Here is a 22,156-nt window from a genome sequence, read left to right on the forward strand (position 1 = left end):
CAGGAGACAACCATCATGGGTAAGCTCGCGCTGGCGGCCAAGGTGACGCATGTGCCGTCGATGTATCTGTCCGAACTTCCTGGCAAGCACCATGGTTGCCGCGAGGCCGCCATTGAAGGGCATCGCATCATCGGCAAGCGGTGCCGCGACCTGGATGTGGACACGATCGTGGTGCTGGACGTGCATTGGCTGGTCAATGCGGGTTATCACGTGAACGCCAACGGGCGTTTCAAGGGGCGCTATACCAGCAACGAGCTGCCGCATTTCATCAAGGACATGGATTACGCCTACCGCGGCAATTCCGAACTGGGGCGGCGCATCGCCGAATGCGCCAATGCGGCGGGCGTGGGCACGCGTTCGCACGAGATCGACAGCCTGGAGCTGGAATACGGCACATTGGTGCCGATGCGGTACATGAATGGCGACGGCCGCTTCAACGTAGTGTCGGTGGCCGCCTGGTGCGCATGGCATGCGCTGGACGAAAGCCGTCGATTCGGCGCGGCGCTGCGCCAGGCCATCGAGGCCAGCGACAGCCGCGTCGCCGTGCTGGCCAGCGGATCGCTGTCGCATCGCTTCAACGACAACGGCAGTCCTGAAGCCGCCATGCACCAGATCAGCCGCGAGTTCCACCGCCAGGTGGACTTGCGGGTGGTCGAGCTATGGCGCCAAGGGGATTGGAAAACGTTCTGCGCGATGCTGCCCGACTACGCCGAGCACTGCGTCGGCGAAGGCGGCATGCACGACACGGCCATGCTGCTGGGACTATTGGGGTGGGACAGTTACGACAAGCCGGTGGAGATCGTCACCGATTACTTCACCAGTTCCGGCACGGGGCAGATCAACGCGATCTTCCCGGTGCCGGCCTGAGTCACGCTTCGTCGGCGTCGCGCGATGCCGGCGCGTCACGCTTGATCAGGTCGACCATGGCGTCGACGTCGCGGTACAGGCGGTCCAGCAATTCCTTGCCGATCTTGCTTTCGATCTCTTGGTACTTCGCATCCACCTGCGGGCGCATGCGGTCGATGAGCTTGTTGCTTTTGGGGGTCAGAGATATTTCCTGGCGCCGCTGGTCGGCGCTGGAGCGCACGCGCTTGATCAGGCCTTGTTCTTCCATGCCGGCCAGCATGCGGGTCAGGCTGGGGCTGAGGATCTGGCAACTGCGGGCGATCTGATTGGGTTCCATCGAGCCGACTTCGCTCAGGGTACGCAGCACCCGCCATTGTTGTTCGGTGACGCCCGCCGCATGCAGCACGGGACGGAAATGCGCCATCAGGGTTTCGCGCGCGTAAAGCAGCAGATGGGGGAGATTGCGGTGGTGGAAGCTCGGACTCATGGCGGCTATGTTAGCAAGAAGCCATCCATTTTTTGACCAAATATTTGCGTGCGTCGTGCGCGCCACACCGCCATCGGCGCCGCGTGGGGCGGGGCCGATGTCGGGGACAGGGCGGGGGGTCAGGCCGGGTTTTGCTGCGCCAGTTCTTGCAGGTCGTCCGGCAGGGTCAGGTCAGGCGCGCCTTGCTGCAATTCACGCAGCGCCGCGACGGCTTCGTCCTGCTGGTCGTCCTGGACCAATGCGCGGATGTGAGCCACGCGGGCCTCGACGTCCTGTTCGCTGAACGCCACGACTTCCGTGGCCGTGGCGTCGCCTTGCTGCGCTGTTTCGGCAGCGGCAGTTTCGGGGGTAGCGGCGGCCGCCTGGGGTTGGCTTGTGGCCGTGTCGGTCGGGGACGCGACGACGCGCTGGGTGGTGACGGGTGCCTGCTTGGCGGTCAGCGCTTCGGCCAGCGCGGCAGGGGCCGGCGCCGGCGAGCGTTCGGCGCTGGTGCCGACTTCGTGGGGAGCCGCCAGTTGCGCGGTCACGTCCTGCATGTCGGCGCTTTCGCGCATGTCGGTCCAGGCGAATAGCCCGGCCACCATGGCGGCGCAAGCAGCCGCGGCCCAGCCGGGATGCCAGCTGTGGCCAGGGTGCCAGGTACGGCGCACCGCCGCGTCAAGTTCGGGACTGGTCCCGGGTCTGGGCTTACGGTACAGGGCGCGCAGATCCCGTTCATCGTCTTCATCGAAAGGGGGGCGATAGGTAATGCTCATGCGCGTACTCCTCGCGCCTACGCCCGGTGGCTGGACGTATCCGCGTTTGACCTTTGCTGGGCGCCGCGCCGGTGGTCCGGCGGTCTCGTCGTGGCTAGGGTCTTGTTCCGGTTTATGCGGCCTAGGCAAAGACCGCAGGGCGATTGCGCCGCGATTCCCGTTGCTGCGCCCGTGTAGGGCGTTTGGCGCCGGGTATGCCGTCCTGACGGGACGGTTCGACAATGCGCTGCACCTGTTGATTATGCGCGATTTGTGGAATTCCGGCAGGGAATTTCTTCTATTTGCATGATGTAACTTGAGACTGTCCCTGTTAGTGAAAGCGAAATGACAGATTCACGCACTGGGACGGCGCAAACGACTCAGCAAGAGGGGCGTTTTGATGTGCGGCCCGCGCGCTGGAACGACAGGTTGCCGGTACACTTTCGCGCATGGCCAAATCCCGAACTGTATACGTGTGCGCCGACTGCGGCGGCACCACCCCGAAGTGGCAGGGCAAATGCCCGCATTGCAACGCCTGGAACACGCTGGAAGAAACCGTGGAATCGTCGTCGCCTGCCGCGTCGGCGCACCGCTACGCGCCGCTGGCATCGGCCAGCCCCGTGCGCAGCCTGTCTGAAATCGAAGCCCGCGAAACGCCGCGCCAGCCCACCGGGCTGGACGAATTCGATCGTGTGCTGGGCGGCGGGCTGGTGGCTGGCGCCGTGGTGCTGATCGGCGGCGATCCGGGCATCGGCAAGTCCACGCTGCTGCTGCAGGCGTTGGCGTCGATGTCGCAGACGACCAGCGTCCTTTATGTCACGGGCGAGGAGTCCGCCGAACAGGTCGCGTTGCGCGCCCGCCGGCTGGACTTGCAGACGGGCAACGTCAATCTCCTGGCCGAGATCCGGCTGGAGGCCATCCAGGCTGCCGTGTCCGAGCAGAAGCCGACGGTCGCCGTGATCGATTCGATCCAGACCCTGTATAGCGGCGAACTCAGCGCGGCGCCGGGTTCGGTGTCGCAGGTGCGCGAATGCGCGGCCCAATTGACGCGGCTGGCCAAACAGACGGGCATCGCCATCGTCATGATCGGCCACGTCACGAAGGACGGCGCGCTGGCGGGCCCGCGCGTGCTGGAGCACATCGTGGACACGGTGCTGTATTTCGAGGGCGACACGCATTCGTCGTTCCGGCTGGTGCGGGCGTTCAAGAACCGCTTCGGCGCGGTCAACGAATTGGGCGTGTTCGCGATGACCGATCGCGGCTTGCGCGGCGTGGCCAATCCATCGGCGCTGTTCCTGTCGCAGCACGAGCAGCAGGTCGCGGGTTCTTGCGTGATGGCCACGCAAGAGGGCACGCGGCCGCTGCTGGTCGAGATCCAGGCGCTGGTCGACAGTTCCCACGCGCCCAATCCGCGCCGGCTGACGGTCGGCCTCGAAGGCAACCGCCTGGCCATGCTGCTGGCGGTACTGCACCGGCATGCCGGCGTCACGACCTTCGACCAGGACGTGTTCGTCAATGCGGTGGGCGGCGTGCGCATTACCGAGCCGGCGGCCGACTTGCCAGTGCTGCTGGCCATCATGTCGTCGCTGCGCGACAAGCCGCTGCCGCGCGGCCTGATCGCGTTCGGTGAAGTGGGCCTGGCGGGCGAAATCCGGCCTGCGCCGCGTGGCCAGGAGCGTTTGCGCGAAGCGGCCAAGCTGGGCTTTTCCATTGCGTTGATCCCCAAGGCTAACGCGCCCCGCCAGCCCATCGAAGGGCTGGAGATCTGGGCAGTGGACCGGTTGGACGCCGCGCTGGACAAGTTGCGTTGATGCCTTGGGCCGGCGCATGCCGGACCGGGGCCTGTTGAACTTCCTTTTATTGAATCGCCCATCCTGGACAAGGCCGGGTCTGCTGGAGCAAGACGTGAGTCTGTTTGTTATCGCCGCGTGCCTGGCCGCGGGTGGCCTGATCGGTTTCATGGGCGGCGTGCTGGGCATCGGGGGCGGACTCATCGCCATTCCCGCGCTGGTGCTGCTGATGGGAATGTCGCAGCAACTGGCCCAAGGCACGGCGCTGATCATGGTGTTGCCCGCCATCACGATGGCCGTGCGCAAGTACAACCAGCAAACCCGCATCGATAGGCGCGTGGCCGCCGCAGGGGCCGCGGGCGCCGTGGTCTTCACCTGGGTGGGCGCGCGGCTGGCGCTGGGCATCGACTCCAGCATCCTGCGCCAGAGCTTTGCGGTGTTCCTGTTTTTCATCGCCTTGTTCTACGTCTGGCAGACTTGGCGCGCCGCACGCCCCGCGACCCGGCGTCCGCGGGCCGACAAGGGCCCGGCGCCCACCTTTACCCCGCGCCGCGCCATTGCGCTGGGTATCCTGTGCGGGACGTTGGGCGGCTTCTTCGGCGTGGGCGGCGCGGTGTTGGCCGTGCCGATCATCACGTCGGTTTTCCGTTTGCCGCAAACCACCGCACAGGCCTTGGCGTTGAGCATGGTGATCCCCGGTTCGACCATCGCACTGATCACGTACGCGTGGGCGGGCCAGGCGGATTGGATGGTCGGCTTGCCGCTGGCCATCGGCAGCCTGCTCTTCGTGCCTGTCGGCGTGAAGCTTGCGTACCGGCTTCCTGAACGCAAGCTGAGAATCTGCTTTGCACTGATGCTATTCGCCACGGTTGGGCTGCTGGCATTCGAGGCGTGAGTGCGGCGCTTACGGTGCGTATTAGCAAACGTTAGCGTCCGAAATTTTGTGGTTCTGCGGTGAACCTTCTGCAGGGCCTGCCTTCAAACGGAGTACGGGGTAAGCGGCGATGTTGCCGCCCCGTGTCGGAAAGGGCTTCGGCCCTTACATTCAGGAGTTCATGAAATGACGACTCACTCCCGTATCGCTGCGTTCTTGTCCACCTCGGCGTTGTGCCTCGGTCTTGCTGCTGCGCCTTCGGCGTTCGCGGCAGGCGCCGACGCTTCTGCCAAGGCGGGCGAAACCAAGACCCAGGCGCAGCACAAGCATCACAAGTCTGACAAGACGTCCGCCAAACCGGCGGCCGCCAAATCGGGCACAGCATCGAAGATGGACCATTCCGGCGCCACGACGCCGGCGAAGTAAGCAGGGGGCTGTAAAGCCCGAAAGTAGTTCCTTTGCAGGAAGACTGCCGATCCCGCGGGACCGGAAAGTCGAAAGCCTCTCGGTATGGGCACCGAGAGGCTTTTTTGTTGCCGGGTGGCGTGGAGGTCTTTGTCGCTTCTGCGCCGACGTGGCGCAGGGTGCGCTTATTCCACCGGCGTGATCACGCGGCCGGTGTCGAAATAGGCCTGCAGGTTCTCCAGCATCAGGTTCTCCATGGCCAGGCGCGTCTCCAGCGTGGCGCTGCCGATGTGCGGCAGGACGACGGCATTGTCGCTCTTGGTCAGGGCTTCCGGCACCTTGGGTTCGTGTTCGAACACGTCCAGCGCGGCGCAGCCCAGCTTGCCGGCTTCCAACGCGGCGACCAGCGCGGTTTCATCGATGACCGGTCCGCGCGCGATGTTGACGATGATGCCCTTGGGGCCCAGCGCTTCCAGGACCGGCTGGTTCACCAGATGGCGCGTGCTGGGGCCGCCCACGGTGGCTACGATCAGGAAATCGGCCCATTTGGCCAGGTCTACCAGTGAGGCCTCGTAGCCGTAGTCGATGTCATCGCGTTTGCGGCGGTTGTGATAGCGCACCTCCATGTCGAACCCGGTGCCGCGCTTGGCGATGGCCTCGCCAATCCGGCCCAGGCCCACGATGCCCAGCTTCTTGCCGCTGACGCGCAGGCCCAGCGGGATGCTGCCGTGCACCTGGCCCCATTGGCCGGCGCGCACGAACCGTTCACCCTGGCCCATGCGGCGGGCGCCGGCGATCAAGAGGCCCCAGGCCAGGTCCGCCACGCAGTCCGTCAGCACGTCGGGCGTATTGCTGACCTGCACGCCGCGCTTGTGCGCCGCCTCGACGTCGATGGTCTCGTAGCCCACGCCCCAGCTGCAGATCGCCTTCAGGTCGGGCAGCGCGTTGATGAGTTCGGCATTGGCGCCGAAGTTGGCTGACGTGACGACCGCGGTGATGCCCTTGCCGTGTTCGGCCAACGCGGCCTTGCGGTCGGGGAATTTCCACAGCTCTACCACGTCGTACCGGTCGGCTAGGTTCTTGTTGGCGGAGGGGGAGCCGGCCAGCGAGCCGACCTGGATGATGCGATGCTTAGTGGTCATGTTGTCGTACGGGTGGGTGGCGAAAACGGTCATGCTACTTGATTCGGCCTTGAAATCGGCTGAGGGGATGCCCGCGGGCATCCCCTGGTGCGTGCCCCGCCGGCTATTCCAGCTGGATGTTGGCCTTCTGGATAACGTCCTTCCACCGCTTGACCTCGCCTTGCTGGAACGCGGTGAACTGCTGCGGCGTATTGGCCACGACTTCAAAGCCCAGGCCTTGCAGCGTCTGTTCCGTCTTCGGGTCGCGCAATGCGGTCTGCAGGGCCTTGGACAATTGCTGCACCACCGCGGGCGGGGTCCCCTTGGGCACGGCGAAGCCTTGCCACGAATACACCACCATGTCCTTGATGCCGGCCTCGGTCAGCGTGGGCACGTCGGGCAGCTCCGGCGTGCGCGCATCGCCGGTGATGGCCAGGGCCTTCAGCTTGCCTGCCTTGATATGGTTCTGCACGGCGCCCAGATTCTGGAACGACACATTGACCTGACCGCCGATCAGGTCCGCGATCGCGGCCCCGCCGCCCTTGTAGGGCACGTCCACGCCCGTGCTGTCCGTACGCTGGCGAAACAGTACGGCGGACAGGTGGTCCGAAGAGCCCGTGCCCGACGACGCGTAGGAGACGCTGCCGGGGTGCTTCTTCGCATAGTCGACGAGTTCGGCGACGCTCCCGGCGGGAAAGGTGGTGGCGGCGACCAGCACGTTGGGATTGCGCACGGCCTGGGTCAGGTATTCGAAGTCCTTGCTGGGGTTGTACGAGAGGTTTTTGTAGAGCGCTTCGTTGATGGCGAAGGTGCCGATCGAGCCGACCATCATGGTGTAGCCGTCGGGCGTGCTGCGTGCCAGGGCCTGCGCGCCGATGGCGCTGTTGGCGCCGGGCTTGTTCTCGACCACGAAGGTCTGTCCCAGCAGCTTCGATAGCGCCGGCGTAACGGAGCGCGCGGTGATGTCGGACGAGCCGCCCGGCACGAAGGGCACGATCATGGTGACGGGTTTTTCGGGGTAGCCGGCGGCCTGGACCGCCGGCCCGCCAAGCATGACGGCGCCCGCCGCCAAAGCGCAGATCAGTTTATTCATGTTGTCTCCTGGTTCGCGTGATGATGAGAAGCCCGCCGCTCACGCGTTGCGCGCGGGCCTGGATCTGCGTCAGGTCAGTCGACCTTGGCGCCGGATGTTTTCACGACTTCTGCCCACTTCACGGTCTCTTGCGCCATGAACTGCTTGAACTGCGCCGGCGTGTTGCCCGAGGGCGTGGCGCCCTGGGCCTGCAATTGCGCGCGCACGGGCTCTTGCTGCAACGCGGCCGCCACGTCGCGCTGGATCTTGTCGACGATGGCGGGCGGCGTGCCGGCGGGGGCCAGCAGCCCGAACCAACTGGATGCCTCGTATCCCTTCACGCCCGCTTCGGCCAGCGTCGGCACGTCCGGCAAGGCGGGCGAGCGCGCGGCCGTGGTGACTGCCAGCGGCCGCAGCTTGCCGCCCTTGATGTAGCCCATGGAAGAGGGCAGGTTGTCGAAGATCAGGTCGGCGGAGCCGCCCATCACATCGGTCAGCGCGGGGCTGCTGCCTTTGTACGGCACGTGCGTCATGCGGGTGCCCGTCATGCTCTGGAACAGTTCGCCCGACAGGTGCGTGGAGGTGCCGTTGCCGGTGGACGCCATGTTGACGGTATCCGGATTGGCCTTCAGGTATTTGATCAGGTCAGCCACGTTGCGGATGCCGTGCTTGTCCGCGAACTTGGGATTCAGTTCAAGTATGTTCGGCACCGGGATCACCAGCGTGACGGGCACGAAATCCTTGACCGGGTCGTAAGGCAGCTTGGCGTAGACGGACTGGTTGATCGCATGCGTGCTGACGGTGCCCATCAGCAGCGTGTAGCCGTCCGCGGCGGCGCGCGCGGCTTCGGCCGAACCGACGTTGCCGCCCGCGCCCGCCTTGTTGTCCACCACGACCGACTTGTTCCAGCTCTTGCCCAGTTCGGCCGCCACGACGCGCGCGGCGATGTCCGTCGTGCCGCCTGCGGGGAAGGGGACGATGATCCTGACATCGCGTTCCGGGTAGTCGGCCAGGGCGGGGGCCGCGGGCAGCAGGAAGGCGGTAGCCGTCAACAGGGCGGCGGTGAGCAACCGGCGGCGCAGGGGGGCTGCTTGCATGGAACGTGTCTCCTTGGTGTGCGCGTGGCCGCGCATCGTTTGTGGGAAATTCCGCCCCTGGCATGGCCCGAGGCGGCAAGCCGCAAGGCGCATGCGGCACCCTGCGTTTTGTTGCCGTTCTACTTGTCAAACAAATATAGGTATTGAGGTTATGCTTGTCAACCAAGTATACTTTTTTCACCTTACTCATCTAACAACTGGATCAGCCAGGAGCCCCGTCCATGAAAACTTCCCCGGTGTCCGCCCAGGACTTGCAGCGTTCGGTCATTGCCGTGCCGCCGTTGGCCCGCCACGACGATCTTTCCCTGAACGAAGCCGCCAACAAGGCGCTGCTGGGTCACCTGGAAGCCGGTGGCGTGCGCAACGTGATGTACGGCGGCAACGCCAACTTCTACAACGTGGCCGTCAGCGAATACGCGCGCATCGTGGACATGCTGGCCGGGCTGGCGGGGTCCGATACGTGGATCCTGCCGTCGGTCGGGCCCGACTACGGCAAGATGATGGACCAGGCGGCAATCCTGCGTTCGCGTCCGTTCCCGACGGCGATGCTGCTGCCCATGTCGTTTCCGTACACGGACGCCGGGCTGGCCGATGGCGTTCGGCGCTTTACCGACGCGCTGGGAAAACCCGCCGTGGTCTACATCAAGTCGGCTGACTACCTGGCACCGGCCACCGCCGCGCGCCTGATCGAGGAAGGCCGCATCGTCGCGTTCAAGTACGCCGTGGTGCGCGACAACCCGGCAAAGGACCCGTACCTGTCGTCCTTGCTGCAAGCGGTGGATGCGCGCTGGATCGTCAGCGGCATCGGCGAACGCCCGGCCATCGTCCACTATCGGGATTTCGGCCTGAAGAGTTTCACGTCCGGTTCGGTCTGCGTGGCTCCGCGCGGCTCGATGCGCTTGCTGCACTTGCTGCAGGAAGGCCGCTACGACGAGGCCGAAGTGGTGCGCGAACATTATCTGGGCCTGGAAGACTGCCGCGACGGCATCAGCCCGATTCGCGTGCTGCACGACGCCGTGACCTTGTCGGGCGTGGCGGACATGGGGCCGATGCTGCCCCTGTTGACCGGCATCTCAGACGCCGAGCGCGAACGCGTGGCGCCTGTCGCGCGCGCGCTGGCCGCCTGGGACAAGGAAGCCGTGGCGGCCTGACCGTGAACGCGGCGGCTGCGCACCTCCCGTCGCACCGCCTGTTGGCGGTACGATGGGCGCTGTTCCCGTAAAGGTGAACAGGCCTAAGTATCCAGGAGGTTTCGTGGCCCGATCCAAAGCATCAACTTCATCCGAGCCGCAGGCGCCCGTCGAGTCCGACGCGTCGGGTTCGCCCCTGCTCGAACGCGGGCACCGGGTGCGGCTGGCGGATCAGGTCTACGGGCAGATCTTCGAGCAGATCGTGTCCGGCGGACTGAACGTGGGCGACAAGCTGCCCTCCGAAAACGAGATCTCGGAACGCTTCGGCGTATCGCGTCCGGTCGTGCGCGAGGCCCTGTTGCGCTTGCGCGCCGATGGCCTGATCACGGCGCATCAGGGCTTGGGCACGTTTGTCAGCCATCAGCCCGCGCCGCGCCTGAAGACCTTCAACGACGTGCAGAACGTCAGCGCCTATCTGCGCGCGCAAGAGGTGCGCGTAGCGCTGGAAGGCGACGCGGCCCGCCTGGCCGCATTGCGCCGCACGGACGAACAGTTGAAGAAGATCGCCGACGCCCATGCGGCGTTCGCCGACAGCCTGACGCACGGCCAGGTGTCGCCCGAGGCCGATCTGGCGTTTCACGCCAGCATCGCCGAAGCCAGCGGCAACGACTTTTATCTGGGGGTGCTGGAAAGCATCCACGAATCCATCAACGGCTTCATGCGGCTGACCTTGAGCCTGACGCGCACCGGTTCCCGGCAACGCGCGCAGCGCGTCGTGGACGAACACGCGACCATCCTGGACGCCATCCGCGAACAGGACAGCGAGCGCGCCCGCGTGGCCATGCAGTTCCATCTGGGGCAGGCGCGCCACCGACTGGTGGACCGCGAGCGCGACTGACATCAACGACCAACGGAGACAACGAGTGCAAGGCAATGGAGCAATAGCGAAGAACGTGCCGGTCGAGCAGGTCCGCGAACAGATCCTGCAGGTGCTGCAAGCCTGGGGCATGGACGAAGATCTGGCGCACACCACGGCCGGCCTCATGGCGCAGACGGATCTGCTGGGCATCGATTCGCATGGCATTTCGATGTTGCCCGCTTACGAGGAAAAGTGGCGCGCGGGTTCCTTGAAGCTGGATGCCCGTGCACGGATCGTGCGCGATGGCGGGGCCAGCGCCTTGATCGACGGCATGGGCGGCCTGGGTTACCCCGTGGCCTCACAGGCCATGCACCTGGCGGTCGACAAGGCGCTTACGCATGGTGTGGGCGCGGTGTCGGTCTGCAATTCGCATCACTTCGGCGCGGCCGGCGTGTATGCGCGCATCGCGGTGCAGCGCGGCGTGGTCGGCCTGGTCACCAGCAGCGCCAACGGCATCATCATGGTACCCACGCGCGGCGCCATGCCCATGCTGGGCACCAACCCCATCGCGTTCGGCGCGCCTGCGGCCCACAACGAACCCTTCTTGTTGGACATGGCGACCACCACGGTCGCCGCCAACAAGGTCAAGGTCTACGACTTTCTGGACAAGCCGCTGCCGCCGGGCTGGGCGGTCGACGGGCAGGGTGGGGCGGTCACCGACGCCGACGCCGCAATGCAGTTCATCTTCAAGCGCCCCGAGGGCGGCCTGACGCCGCTGGGCGGCACGTCGGCCATGAGCAGCCACAAGGGCTACGGTCTGGCGATGATGGCGCAGATCCTGGGCGGCACGCTCAGCGGCAGCGCCTTTGCCGCTCGGCGTGCGCCCACCCGCCGTCCGGGCGAACCGGACGACGTGGGGCATTTCTTCCTGGCTTTGAATCCCGACGCGTTCCGCGCCGCAGGGTCGTTTGAATCCGATATGGATGACATGATCGACGCGTTGCACGACACACCGCCCGCCCAGCCGGACGAGCCCGTGCTGGTGGCAGGCGAGCCCGAGGCGGCGGAACGCGAGCGCCGGCTGCGCCAGGGCATTCCGATATCGGCCGCGCTGGCCGATCGGTTGCGCGGTATCTGCGAGCGCGCCGGCACGACGTATCTGCTGGAGGACATTTGCATCGGCTGATGCGGCCGTAACGCATCAAACGCTAGGCACAGACGATAGGAACAGACCCGGACACCGGGCGATATACCTACAACAACCATGAGGAGACAACCATGCAACAGAACAAACCCGTCGCGCACAGACGCCTTGCCATCCTGGCCGCGGCGTCGGCCGGCTTGCTGACCCTGCTGCCGGCGGCAGCGATGGCGCAGACTGGCGCCTGGCCTGCCAAGCCCGTCAAGCTGGTCGTGCCGTTTCCGGCCGGCGGCAGCACGGATTCCGTGGGCCGCTTGCTGGCGGCCGAGCTGTCCAAGGAGTTGGGCCAAAGCGTCATCGTCGAAAACAAGGGTGGTGCCAATGGCAACATCGGCTCCGACGTGGTGGCCAAGGCCGAGCCGGACGGCTACACCTTGCTGCTGTCCGGCGTGGGATCGAACGCTATCAGCTACGCCGTCTACCAGAACATGCCCTACCGCAACAGCGACTTCGCGCATATCTCGCTGCTGGCGACGGGCCCTAACGTCCTGGTCGCCAACATGGAGTTCCCCGGCAAGACGTTTGCGGACTTCATCCGGCTGGCGCGCGAGAACCCGGGCAAGTACACGCACGCCAGTTCGGGCAGCGGCTCGTCGGGCCACCTCGCCATGGAAATGCTGAAGCAGGATGCCAAGATCGACCTGGTGCATGTGCCGTACAAAGGCGGCGCGGCCGCCATTACCGACATGATCGGCGGACGGGTCTCGGTGATGTTCCTGAACCAGGACACGCTGCTGCCGCAAGTCACCTCCGGCAAGCTGCGCGCGCTGGCGGTGGCCAGCGCGAAGCGCAATCCCGCTTATCCCGATACGCCGACTGTGGCGGAATCGGGTTATCCGGGCTTTTCGGCGGAATCCTGGTTCGGGTTGTCGGCACCGGCCAAGACGCCGCCCGCCGTGATCCAGCGTTTGAATCAGGCCACCGTCAAGGCGCTGGCTTCGCCTGAGATCCGGCAGAAGCTCGAGAGCGTGGGCTTTGTGGTGGTGGGCGACGATCCGAAGTCGTTCTCGGCGTTCGTCGACAACGAAATCACGAAGTGGGGCAAGGCCGCGAAGGCCTCCGGCGCCCGCATGGACTAGGGCCTGTGCAAGGCTTCATGTTGCGTTAACAGGCCCTGACTGTTGTACCGCCGGGCTGCGGCCCGGCACACTCCGTATTCTCTTTTCTGCAAAAAACGAAGGCGGCAATGAACTCACCCTTACCCAATCGTTTCCGGCAACGCATCCTGGCCCGTGAACGACTCATCGGATTCTGGATGTGCATGTCCAGCCACATCACGGCCGAGCTTGTCGGGCTGGCGGACTTCGACTGGCTGCTTCTGGACGGCGAGCATTCGCCCAATGAAGTGCCGATGTTCCTGCAGCAGCTGCAAGCCCTGCAGGGCAGCGCCAGCGCCGCGGTAGGGCGGCCGTCGTGGAACGATCCGGTGCAGATCAAGCGACTGTTGGATATCGGGTTCTACAACCTGCTGATTCCGTTCATCGAATCCGAGGCCGACGCGCGGCTGGCCGTGGCCGCCACGCGCTATCCGCCGCAAGGCATCCGCGGCGTTGCTGGCGCGCAGCGCAGCAACCGTTATGGCACGGTCCCCGACTATCTGCAGACCATCAACGACAACATCTGCGTGCTGCTGCAGATCGAAAGCCGTCCGGGCATCGATGCCGTCGACGAGATCGCGTCGGTGGAAGGGGTGGATGGCGTGTTCATCGGCCCGTCGGACCTGGCCGCGGCACTGGGTCATATCGGCAACCCGGGCCATCCCGAAGTGCAAGAGGCGATTCGCCACCTGCATCAGCGCGTCACCGCGCAGGGCAAGGCCGTGGGCATCCTGGCGCCGGTCCATGCAGACGCGCGCCGCTACCTGGACATGGGCATGCACTTCGTCGCGGTGGGCACGGACCTGGGAGTGTTCAAGCAGGCGACGTTCGCGCTGCGCGACGCCTTCCCGACCTGAAAAGGGCAGGGCTGCCCCGCCTTGGGGCGGCCCGGCGGTGGGGCGGCTGTTCTTCTGCAGATTGGGCTTTCCGTTTATTCCTCCAGCGCCAGCAATTCGCTGACGGTCTGGCGGCGCCGGATCAGGCGGGCGTTGCCGTTGTCGAGCAGCACTTCCGGCGCGAGCGGCCGGCTGTTGTAGTTGGACGACATCGACGAGCCGTAGGCGCCCGCGTTGTGGAAGACCATGAAGTCGCCGATGCGCGGCTGCGGCAGCAGCTGGTCGGACATGACGCCGCCTTCATCCTGCGTGAACACGTCGCCTGATTCGCACAGGGGGCCGGCAACCGCGATGCGCGTTTCGGCCACGCCCTGCGGGGCCGAGCCGTCGGGCGCATGCACCGAGATGCGGTGATAGCTGCCGTACATGGCCGGGCGCATCAAGTCATTGAAGCCCGCGTCCACCAGCGCGAAATCGCGCTCGGGGCGGCGGTTGACCGAATGCACTTCCGACACCAGCACGCCGGCTTCGGCAACCAGGAAGCGGCCGGGTTCGATCTCCAGCCGGACCGAGTGGCCCAGGAATTGCTCGATGCGCTTGCGGGCTGCGTCCCACTGCTCGAAATAGTGGTCGCAATCGATGCGCGGTTCGCCGTCGCGATAGGGGATGGACAGGCCGCCTCCCGCCGAGATGGCTTCCAGGTCGTGGTCCAGCGAGCGCACCACGTCGACCATGGCGTCGCAGACGCTGGACAGGTGGCCGTAGTCGACGCCCGAGCCGATGTGCATGTGGACGCCGACCAGTTTCAAGCCGTAGCGGCGCACGATCGACACGGCTTCGGCGACGTCATCGATCCAGATGCCGTGCTTGCTTTGCGGACCGCCGGTGTTGGTCTTGTTGCTGTGGCCATGGCCGAATCCGGGGTTGATACGCAGCCAGACGCGGTGCCCGCGCGAGGCCTGGCCTACGCGCTCCAGCATGTCCAGCGAACCCGCGTTGACGGTGATGCCGTGGCGGAGCACGGTGGCCAGCGTGGCGTGGTCGATCAGGTCGGCGGTGAAGACCATGCCTTCCGGTTCACCCTTGGGGTCGAAGCCCGCGGCCAGGCTACGTTCGATTTCGCCCAGCGATACGGCGTCGACGACCGCGCCTTCCTCGCGCATCAGGCGCAGGATGTGCAGGTTGGAGCAGGCTTTCTGCGCGTAGCGGATGGTGTCGAAGCGGCGCAGTTGTGCGATGCGTTCGCGGATGACGGCGGCGTCGTACACCCACAGCGGCGTGCCGTGCTGAGTGGCGAGTTGGGTGAGTTGGCGCGGATCGAATGCCATGGCGGGCGGACCTTGATTGGGAATTGAAACCAGGCGGCATGATGCCTGTTCAAAGGCATCCAGTAAAATGCTTATATTTCAAAGATCCATTCATTCTTGATATGGAGTGGCCCATGCTGACCCATCGGCATATCGAAGTGTTCCGGGCGGTGATGATCGCCGGCAGCGTGACCCGGGCGGCCGAGCTGCTTAGCTCGTCGCAACCCACGGTCAGCCGCGAGCTGGCACGCATGGAACACAGCATCGGTTTTGCGCTGTTCGAGCGCGTGCACGGGCGTCTGCGGCCCACCATGCCGGCGCTGGCGCTCTACGATGAGGTCCGGCAGTCCTACGCAGGGTTGGAGCGCGTGGCGTCCGCCGCTGCCCGCTTGCGCGCCTTCCGGGGCGGCCAGTTGTCGGTAATCGCCTTGCCGGCGTTCTCGCATTCGATCCTGCCCGACGCGTTCCGGCGCTTTCATGATCTGCATCCCGGCGTCAGCCTGGCGCTCGAGGCGCAGGAGTCGCCGTTCCTGGAGGAATGGCTGACGGCGCAGCGGTACGACTTGGGGCTGACAGAACACGACGCGGCGCCCGCCGGCACGCGTGTGCAGCTGTTATTGCAAGTGGACGAGGTGTGTGTGCTGCCCGACGGGCACGCGTTGCTGTCAAAGCCGGCGATCGATCTGCCTGATTTCGAAGGGCACGCCTTCGTCAGCCTGTCGTCCAGCGACCCTTACCGGATCCAGATCGACGAGGCCTTCGCCGAGGCGGGGGTGCTGCGGCGATCCATCGTGGAGACGCCCACCGCGGTGTCCGTGTGCACGTTCGTGCGCCAGGGGCTGGGCCTGGCCATCGTGAACCCGCTGACGGCGCTGGATTTCGCAGGGCGCGGCCTGCACATCCGTCCGATGCGCCGCTCGTTCCCGTTTCGCGTCAACGTGGTGTTTCCCGAACATCGTCCGGCAAATCCGCTGGTGGACGCGTTCATGACGTCGCTTGCCGCCGCGGCTGACGCCATCAAGCGCCAGTTGGCGTCGCGCATGGCGCAGGGCGGGGCGTAGCAGCAATAGCGGCGCGCGTGGCGTTTCGAGCGGGCAACAAAAAAGGATGCCCTGGGGCATCCTTCTTCATTTGCCGTATTCATGACGCCCCAAAAAGCAGGGGCGGCAGAATCTTAGGCCAGCGCCTTGATAGCGGCAGCCAGGCGGCTCTTGTGGCGAGCGGCCTTGTTCTTGTGGATGATGTTCTTGTCAGCCACGCGATCGATCACGCTCGAGGCCTTCTGGAACACTTCGCCAGCCGAAGCCTTGTCGCCAGCGGCGATGGATTGGCGAACGCGCTTGATGGCGGTGCGCAGCATCGAGCGCAGGCTGGAATTGTGCTTGTTGCGCTCAACGGATTGGCGAGCGCGCTTGCGGGCTTGGGCGGTATTGGCCATGTTGCTATATAAGTTGAATTCGGCAAAGTCGAACATTGTAGCAAGTCCCTGCGGGATTGCAAGCTTTTAATGTTTGATCTACCGATGGAGCGCCCGTCAACCGGGCGGGGGGCGCTAAGGGAAAGGTTCCTGGGCTGGAGAACCCGTAGCTGGAAAGACAATTCCCAAACTTGAGCACTCTTAGCTGGACAACCCTGGCGGATGGTCCTCAAAAAGCCTTGAGGAAAAACCCGCGGCGCCTACTGGATAAAAACACGGTACTGAGTATACAACGAAGCGGGCCGCAGGCACAGGCCCGAGGCACAGCGTTGTCAGGCGGCGACGTTGATCGACACGAACCAGGGCGTGAAGCGCCGGACGCTGATCGGCATCATGTCTTCAAGGGTCGCCAGCGCGGCATTGGTATCGTCCAGCGGGAAATGGCCCGATACCGGCAAGCCGCCAGCCGCCATGGACAGGCGCAGCGTGCCGGTGCGATAGGGCCGCAGCGCGGCAATCACTTCGGCCAGCGGGCGGCCGCGGGCGTCGACCCAGCCGGATTCCCAGGCCGCCTCGGCCATGAGCTCGGCGCGGGGGGTATCCATGCGGGATGCGTCGAAACGGGCGCCGGTGCCGGCGCGCACGGAACCGTGGGCGCCCGACATGGTTTCCACTTCCACTTCATGTTCGTGCACCACGACGACGGTGCGTTGCGCCTGCTGGCGGACCATGTAACGGGTGCCCAGGGCGCGCACGGTGCCCTCGGCGGTCTGCACCAGGAAAGGGCGGCGCGCATCGGGGGCGACGGATACGGTCACGGCGCCATCCAGCAGGCGGACCTGGCGGTAGGCGGGCGTGAAATCCAGATTGACGCGGCTGCGTGCGTCCAGCAGCAATTGGCTGCCGTCCGACAGCACGTACCGGCGCCGTTCGCCGGTGGCCGTGGCCGCGTCGGCGGCCACGTTGTTCAGCGGGTAATAGGCGTTGCCGACATAGGCGGCGCAAGCGCCCGTACTGGCGAGCGCCAGCGCGCCGGTCAGAAAGCGGCGTCGGGCCGGCATGATGGCCGGCGGCGGCGGGATCAGGGGCTGCGCGGGTGATCCGGCGGCGTACCCGGCAGGGTAAGCGTCGCCGAGCCGGCCGAATGTCGATCCTGAGAGCGAGCCTGTCAGCTGTTGCCAGGCATTCTCATGGACAGGGTCAGCCGCACGCCACGCCAGGAAGTCGTTGTAGTCCTGCGCGGTCGCTTTGCCGGAGCGCAGCAGCAGCAACCAATTGATCACCTGGTCCGCCATGGGTTGTCCTTGGGCGTACTTCACTTCATCTTCCCGCATGCGGTGCTGGCGGGGATCCTTTCGATGGCAATTTGTAAATAATAAAGGTTTTTTACCAAAGATTACGGCCCGATTGTCAATTCTTGACGAATCTAAAGCAAAAAAGCCGGCTGAAGCCGGCTTTTTGATGGGGAAGGTACCCTAACGGCCGAAATTACCGGCTGGGACGTCGTCCAAAATCTCTAGGACGGAAGCCAAAGAGTAACAACATTCCGAAGTAGACCAGGCCACTGGCGGCCAATACGCCGCCCAGCCAGGCCGCGCGCAGGCCGGAATGGGCCTGCAGGCCAATCCAATCGATCCGCCCGTCGGCATACCAAAGCAGGGCAGACAGCGCGGCCAGCGCGGGGATCAGGCGCAGCGCGAACACCGCCCAGCCGGGGCCCGGCTGATACACGCCGCGGCGGCGCAGGCCGATCAGCAGCGCCAGTGCATTCAGGCACGCACCCAATCCGATGGCCAAGGCCAGGCCGGCGTGTGCCATCAGCGGCACCAGCGCCACGTTCATCAGCTGGGTCAGGATCAGCACGCCGATGGCGATCTTGACCGGCGTGCGGATGTCCTGCTTGGCATAGAAGCCCGGTGCCAGGATCTTTACCGACAGCAGGCCGATCAGGCCGACCGAATAGGAAATCACGGCCAGGCGGGTCTGCAGCACGTCTTGGGCAGCGAAGGCGCCATAGTGGAACAGGGTGGCGACCAGGCCGTCCGATAGCAGCGCCATGCCCACCGCGGCAGGCAGGCCCAGCAGCAGCACCAGGCGCAGGCCCCAGTCCAGCAGGGCGCTGTAGCCGCCGTGGTCGTCGCGAGCGTGCGCGGCGGACAGGCTGGGCAGCAGCACCGTGCCCAGGGCGACGCCCAATAGCGCGGTGGGAAATTCCATCAGGCGGTCGGCAAACGACAGCCACGTCACGCTGCCCGGCATCAGCCAGGTGGCGATGTTGGTGTTGATCAGCAGGGAGATCTGCGCCACCGAGACGCCCAGCGTGGCGGGGGCCATCTGCTTGAGGATGCGCTGCACGGTGGGGTCGGCCCACGCTTCGCGGAAACGCAGGGAGAAGCGCGGCGTCAGGCCCAACCGCGACAGGGCGATCCACTGCACCGCCAACTGGGCCACCCCGCCGATCATGACGCCGATGGCCAGCGCGTAGACGGGGATGTCCATGCGGGGTGCGAGCCAGATGCAGGCGGCGATCATGGAAAGGTTCAGCAGTACCGGCGTGAATGCGGGGACGGCGAAACGGCGCCAGGTGTTCAAGACGCCTGAGGCGAAGGCGATGAGCGACATGCAGAAGATGTAGGGGAACATCATCCGCGTCATCCAGACGGCGGCGCCGAATTCGGTATCGCGGGCCGCGCCGCGCAAGCCGCTGGCCATGGCGGACACTACCCACGGGGCGGCCACGATGCCAATCAGCGTGATCAGCATCAGCGTGGCCGTCAACAGCAGGGCCACGCGGTCCAGCAGGGTCCGGACCTCTTCTTCGGAGCGGTTGTTGCGCGCGGTGCCCAAGATGGGCACGAAGGCCTGGGCGAAAGCGCCCTCGGCGAACAGGCGCCGCAACAGGTTGGGAATACGGAAGGCGACCCAGAAGGCGTCGGTGATAGGGCCGGCGCCGAAGGCGCGGGCGACCAGGATGTCTCGGATCAGGCCGGAAATGCGGGACAGCAGGGTGAAGCTGCTGACGGTGGCCGCCGAACGGAACAGGCTCATGGATGGGGACTACGTAAAAATGGGGCCGATTGGCCCCGAAAACACAATGCCCGTTGAAAGGGGCCTTGCTCCGCCGCACGCTGCTTCACACAAGAATGCCTTTTTCCCGCCGGGCCGCCCCAAGGGAAAAAGCGCCCCCTCGGGGGGCAGCAAGCGTGCGAAGCATGCGCGGCGTGGGGGCATTATTTCGGCGGCATGCGGATGGCACCGTCCAGGCGGATGGTCTCGCCGTTCAGCATATCGTTCGTGACGATGCTGTAGACCAGCTTGGCATAGTCTTCCGGACGACCCAGGCGGGCGGGGAAGGGGATGCTGGCGGCCAGCGAATCCTGCACTTCCTGGGGCATGCCGAAAATCATCGGCGTGCCGAAGATGCCCGGGGCAATGGTCATGCAGCGGATGCCCGTCTTGGCCAGATCGCGGGCGATCGGCAGGGTCATGCCGGCGACGCCGGCCTTCGATGCGGCATAGGCCGCCTGGCCGATCTGGCCGTCGAACGCGGCGACCGAGGCGGTGTTGATCATCACGCCGCGTTCGCCGGTGGGTTCGGGCGTATTGGCGCTCATGGCTTCGGCGGCCAGGCGCATCATGTTGAAGCTGCCGATCAGGTTGATCGACACGACCTTCTGGAACAGGTCCAGCGGATGCGCGCCGTTCTTGCCCACGATCTTGGCAGCGGGCGCCACGCCCGCGCAGTTCACCAGGCCGAAAAGGGCGCCCAGTTCAAGCGCCGCGGCGACGGCGCTCTTGCCGTCGGCTTCCTGCGTCACGTCGCAATGGACGTAGCGCTGGCCGAGTTCCTTCGCCAGGGCCTGGCCGGGCTCGTCCTGCACGTCGGCGATGACGACCTTGGCGCCGTTTTCCACCAGCATGCGCACGGTGCCTGCACCCAGGCCGGACGCGCCGCCCGTAACGATGAATACCTTGTTCGCGATTTCCATGTCTCTACCACCAGATCAGTTCAAGGGGATGAATGCGGCGCGGCGGGCGCCGAATGTGACAAGGCCTTCGGGCCGGGGCAGGAACGCATCGCGTCCGGCCGGCGCCGAAGGCCTGTGGGCCATCAATGCGCCAATCAGCTCTTGACGGCCTCGAAGAGGCGCGACTTGATTTCGTCGACGGCGCCCACGCCCGAGATCTTGCGGTACTTCGGGGCTTCGGCGGCGTTCTGCTGTGCCCAGGTCGAGTAGTAGTCGACGAGGGGGCGCGTTTGTTCGCGGTAAACGGACAGGCGGTGGCGAACGGTCTCTTCGCGATCATCGTCGCGCTGGATCAGTTCTTCGCCGGTGACGTCGTCACGGCCTTCCACTTTGGGCGGGTTGAAGCGCACGTGGTAGCTGCGGCCGCTGGGTTGGTGCACGCGGCGCCCGCTCATGCGTTCGATGATGTCCTCTTCGGGGACTTCGATTTCCACCACGTAGTCCAGCTTGACGCCGGCGCTTTTCAGCGCGTCGGCTTGCGGGATGGTGCGGGGGAAGCCGTCGAACAGGTAGCCGTTCGCGCAGTCGGGCTGCGTCAGGCGGTCCTGGACCAGGCCGATGATGATCTCGTCGGAAACCAGACCGCCGGCATCCATGACCTTTTTGGCTTCAATACCCAGCGGCGTGCCTGCCTTCACGGCGGCTCGCAGCATGTCGCCGGTGGAGATCTGAGGGATGCCGAAGTGCTGGGTGAGAAACGCGGCCTGGGTGCCTTTGCCGGCGCCGGGAGGTCCGAGCAAGATAAGACGCATGAGTGCTCCTGATGGGGTTTATTTTTTGTGATCCGGGGGATTATGCCGCAACGCAGCAGCCAATGCGGAGCCGCGCTATGGGAAATAACCCTTATATCTGTTTGCTGTAGATCAACCGGACGCGCTCCAGATCCGCCGGGGTATCTACCCCTGCCGCAGGAGGGCTGGAGGCCCGGTGGACGACGATGTGGTGGCCATGTTCCATGGCGCGCAGCTGTTCCAGCGACTCGAACCGTTCCAGCACGCCTTGCGGCAGGGTCGGGAAGCGGCGCAGGAAGGACACGCGGTAGGCGTACAGCCCGATGTGATGCCAGGCGGGCAACCCGTCGGCCAGCACGCGTTCGCCAGCGGCCAAGGCGTCACGGGCCCAGGGAATGGGGGCGCGCGAGAAATACAGCGCGCGGCCGTCGACGGCACAGACCAGCTTGACGACATTCGGGTTGAAGAGCGCGTCCGCGTCGGCCAGCGGGCAGGCGCAGGTAGCGATGTCGGCTTCCGGATGGGCCTGGAGCTTGGCTGCGACGGCGTCGATGAGTTCGGGTTCGATCAGCGGTTCGTCGCCCTGGACGTTTACCACGATGGCATCGTCGGGCAGGCCCAACTGCTCCACGGCTTCTGCCAGGCGGTCAGTGCCGGTGGGGTGGTCGCCGCGCGTCATCAGCGCGGTCAGGCCATGGGCGTCGGCAGCAGCCTGAACGCGGACGTCATCCGTCGCGATGTACAACTGCGATGCGCCCGACAGGGCGGCCCGTTCGGCCGTGCGCACGACCATCGGCTTGCCGGCGATGTCGGCAAGCGGTTTATCAGGCAGGCGGGTCGAGGCGGTCCGCGCCGGGATCAGGGCAATGAAGCTCACGATGGGGGCGTTCAGTTGGCGGCGGGCGTTTCGTCCAGCGCGCGGGCTTCCGACTCCAGCATGACGGGGATGCCGTCACGCAGCGGGAAGGCCAGGCGGTCGGCGCGGCAAACCAGTTCGGCTTGCTGCCGGTCGTGTTCGAGGCGGCCCTTGCACAAGGGGCAGACGAGGATGTCGAGAAGTCGGGATTCCATGACCGCGATTCTAAAACAGTTTTGGGGGCGGGCAGAGGGGAGCTTTCGCCGGG

At 65.5% G+C, this 22,156-nt stretch carries 23 protein-coding genes; 10 read left to right on the forward strand and 13 right to left on the reverse strand.

Annotated elements, in window-relative coordinates; genetic code table 11:
- Positions 1 to 15 precede the first annotated feature (15 nt).
- On the forward strand, positions 16 to 867 hold the full coding sequence (hpaD, locus tag CEY09_RS19870; RefSeq protein WP_088589991.1) for a 3,4-dihydroxyphenylacetate 2,3-dioxygenase: 852 nt from the start codon (positions 16 to 18) through the stop codon (positions 865 to 867).
- A gap of 1 nt (position 868) precedes the next feature.
- Here the strand turns inward: hpaD and hpaR are convergent, their stop codons facing one another.
- Positions 869 to 1,333 carry a homoprotocatechuate degradation operon regulator HpaR gene (hpaR, locus tag CEY09_RS19875; RefSeq protein WP_088589992.1) on the reverse strand — a complete coding sequence of 155 codons (465 nt, stop codon included), beginning with the start codon at positions 1,331 to 1,333 and terminating at the stop codon, positions 869 to 871.
- 119 nt (positions 1,334 to 1,452) lie between these two features.
- Positions 1,453 to 2,088 (reverse strand): hypothetical protein, encoded by a 636-nt coding sequence (locus CEY09_RS19880; RefSeq protein WP_088589993.1) that lies wholly within the window; start codon positions 2,086 to 2,088, stop codon positions 1,453 to 1,455.
- A gap of 428 nt (positions 2,089 to 2,516) precedes the next feature.
- Between CEY09_RS19880 and radA the strand changes: the two genes are divergently transcribed.
- From radA to CEY09_RS19895, 3 genes are all read left to right on the forward strand, one after another.
- Positions 2,517 to 3,878: a DNA repair protein RadA gene (radA, locus tag CEY09_RS19885; protein WP_088589994.1), complete on the forward strand. Its 1,362-nt coding sequence runs from the start codon at positions 2,517 to 2,519 to the stop codon at positions 3,876 to 3,878.
- 94 nt (positions 3,879 to 3,972) lie between these two features.
- Positions 3,973 to 4,752 (forward strand): sulfite exporter TauE/SafE family protein, encoded by a 780-nt coding sequence (locus CEY09_RS19890; protein WP_088589995.1) that lies wholly within the window; start codon positions 3,973 to 3,975, stop codon positions 4,750 to 4,752.
- A 165-nt stretch (positions 4,753 to 4,917) separates the two neighbouring features.
- Positions 4,918 to 5,157 (forward strand): hypothetical protein, encoded by a 240-nt coding sequence (locus tag CEY09_RS19895; protein WP_006225441.1) that lies wholly within the window; start codon positions 4,918 to 4,920, stop codon positions 5,155 to 5,157.
- Positions 5,158 to 5,321: 164 nt separating this feature from the next.
- On the opposite strand, the gene CEY09_RS19900 is transcribed toward CEY09_RS19895, so the two are convergent.
- The 3 genes from CEY09_RS19900 to CEY09_RS19910 form a co-directional block, all read right to left on the reverse strand.
- The gene (locus CEY09_RS19900; RefSeq protein ID WP_006225442.1) at positions 5,322 to 6,278 is read right to left on the reverse strand and encodes a 2-hydroxyacid dehydrogenase; all 957 of its coding nucleotides are present in this window, start codon (positions 6,276 to 6,278) and stop codon (positions 5,322 to 5,324) included.
- Between the two features lie 103 nt (positions 6,279 to 6,381).
- Positions 6,382 to 7,350 (reverse strand): Bug family tripartite tricarboxylate transporter substrate binding protein, encoded by a 969-nt coding sequence (locus CEY09_RS19905; protein WP_088589996.1) that lies wholly within the window; start codon positions 7,348 to 7,350, stop codon positions 6,382 to 6,384.
- A gap of 74 nt (positions 7,351 to 7,424) precedes the next feature.
- The gene (locus CEY09_RS19910; RefSeq protein ID WP_088590122.1) at positions 7,425 to 8,426 is read right to left on the reverse strand and encodes a Bug family tripartite tricarboxylate transporter substrate binding protein; all 1,002 of its coding nucleotides are present in this window, start codon (positions 8,424 to 8,426) and stop codon (positions 7,425 to 7,427) included.
- A 221-nt stretch (positions 8,427 to 8,647) separates the two neighbouring features.
- Between CEY09_RS19910 and CEY09_RS19915 the strand changes: the two genes are divergently transcribed.
- The 5 genes from CEY09_RS19915 (at position 8,648) to garL (ending at position 13,570) form a co-directional block, all read left to right on the forward strand.
- The gene (locus CEY09_RS19915) at positions 8,648 to 9,577 is read left to right on the forward strand and encodes a dihydrodipicolinate synthase family protein (protein WP_088589997.1); all 930 of its coding nucleotides are present in this window, start codon (positions 8,648 to 8,650) and stop codon (positions 9,575 to 9,577) included.
- Positions 9,578 to 9,629: 52 nt separating this feature from the next.
- Entirely contained in the window at positions 9,630 to 10,454 is an 825-nt protein-coding gene (locus CEY09_RS19920; RefSeq protein WP_420093583.1) for a FadR/GntR family transcriptional regulator, read from the forward strand.
- A 25-nt stretch (positions 10,455 to 10,479) separates the two neighbouring features.
- Positions 10,480 to 11,601 carry an Ldh family oxidoreductase gene (locus CEY09_RS19925; RefSeq protein ID WP_088589998.1) on the forward strand — a complete coding sequence of 374 codons (1,122 nt, stop codon included), beginning with the start codon at positions 10,480 to 10,482 and terminating at the stop codon, positions 11,599 to 11,601.
- Between the two features lie 92 nt (positions 11,602 to 11,693).
- Positions 11,694 to 12,695: a Bug family tripartite tricarboxylate transporter substrate binding protein gene (locus CEY09_RS19930; RefSeq protein ID WP_088589999.1), complete on the forward strand. Its 1,002-nt coding sequence runs from the start codon at positions 11,694 to 11,696 to the stop codon at positions 12,693 to 12,695.
- A 107-nt stretch (positions 12,696 to 12,802) separates the two neighbouring features.
- Positions 12,803 to 13,570 carry a 2-dehydro-3-deoxyglucarate aldolase gene (gene garL, locus CEY09_RS19935; RefSeq protein ID WP_035213403.1) on the forward strand — a complete coding sequence of 256 codons (768 nt, stop codon included), beginning with the start codon at positions 12,803 to 12,805 and terminating at the stop codon, positions 13,568 to 13,570.
- 74 nt (positions 13,571 to 13,644) lie between these two features.
- On the opposite strand, the gene lysA is transcribed toward garL, so the two are convergent.
- Positions 13,645 to 14,877 (reverse strand): diaminopimelate decarboxylase, encoded by a 1,233-nt coding sequence (gene lysA / locus CEY09_RS19940; protein ID WP_088590000.1) that lies wholly within the window; start codon positions 14,875 to 14,877, stop codon positions 13,645 to 13,647.
- A 113-nt stretch (positions 14,878 to 14,990) separates the two neighbouring features.
- Between lysA and CEY09_RS19945 the strand changes: the two genes are divergently transcribed.
- Entirely contained in the window at positions 14,991 to 15,917 is a 927-nt protein-coding gene (locus tag CEY09_RS19945) for a LysR family transcriptional regulator (RefSeq protein ID WP_088590001.1), read from the forward strand.
- A 113-nt stretch (positions 15,918 to 16,030) separates the two neighbouring features.
- Here the strand turns inward: CEY09_RS19945 and rpsT are convergent, their stop codons facing one another.
- The 7 genes from rpsT to CEY09_RS19980 all read right to left on the reverse strand — a co-directional run bounded on the left by rpsT (position 16,031) and on the right by CEY09_RS19980 (position 22,103).
- Positions 16,031 to 16,294 carry a 30S ribosomal protein S20 gene (rpsT, locus tag CEY09_RS19950; protein ID WP_006225453.1) on the reverse strand — a complete coding sequence of 88 codons (264 nt, stop codon included), beginning with the start codon at positions 16,292 to 16,294 and terminating at the stop codon, positions 16,031 to 16,033.
- Between the two features lie 311 nt (positions 16,295 to 16,605).
- Entirely contained in the window at positions 16,606 to 17,568 is a 963-nt protein-coding gene (locus CEY09_RS19955; RefSeq protein ID WP_035213426.1) for a FecR domain-containing protein, read from the reverse strand.
- Positions 17,569 to 17,761: 193 nt separating this feature from the next.
- Complete coding sequence (gene murJ, locus CEY09_RS19960; protein ID WP_088590002.1) at positions 17,762 to 19,321, reverse strand: murein biosynthesis integral membrane protein MurJ; 1,560 nt, start codon at positions 19,319 to 19,321, stop codon at positions 17,762 to 17,764.
- Positions 19,322 to 19,503: 182 nt separating this feature from the next.
- Positions 19,504 to 20,262: a 3-hydroxyacyl-CoA dehydrogenase gene (locus CEY09_RS19965; protein WP_006220294.1), complete on the reverse strand. Its 759-nt coding sequence runs from the start codon at positions 20,260 to 20,262 to the stop codon at positions 19,504 to 19,506.
- Positions 20,263 to 20,396: 134 nt separating this feature from the next.
- The gene (gene adk, locus CEY09_RS19970; protein ID WP_006225456.1) at positions 20,397 to 21,053 is read right to left on the reverse strand and encodes an adenylate kinase; all 657 of its coding nucleotides are present in this window, start codon (positions 21,051 to 21,053) and stop codon (positions 20,397 to 20,399) included.
- A gap of 91 nt (positions 21,054 to 21,144) precedes the next feature.
- The gene (gene kdsB / locus CEY09_RS19975) at positions 21,145 to 21,909 is read right to left on the reverse strand and encodes a 3-deoxy-manno-octulosonate cytidylyltransferase (RefSeq protein WP_006225457.1); all 765 of its coding nucleotides are present in this window, start codon (positions 21,907 to 21,909) and stop codon (positions 21,145 to 21,147) included.
- 11 nt (positions 21,910 to 21,920) lie between these two features.
- Positions 21,921 to 22,103 carry a Trm112 family protein gene (locus tag CEY09_RS19980; RefSeq protein WP_006225458.1) on the reverse strand — a complete coding sequence of 61 codons (183 nt, stop codon included), beginning with the start codon at positions 22,101 to 22,103 and terminating at the stop codon, positions 21,921 to 21,923.
- Between the last annotated feature and the right edge of the window lie 53 nt (positions 22,104 to 22,156).

The organism is Achromobacter marplatensis, assembly GCF_002209535.1.
In the GTDB taxonomy this organism is placed as follows: Bacteria; Pseudomonadota; Gammaproteobacteria; order Burkholderiales; family Burkholderiaceae_B; genus Achromobacter; species Achromobacter marplatensis.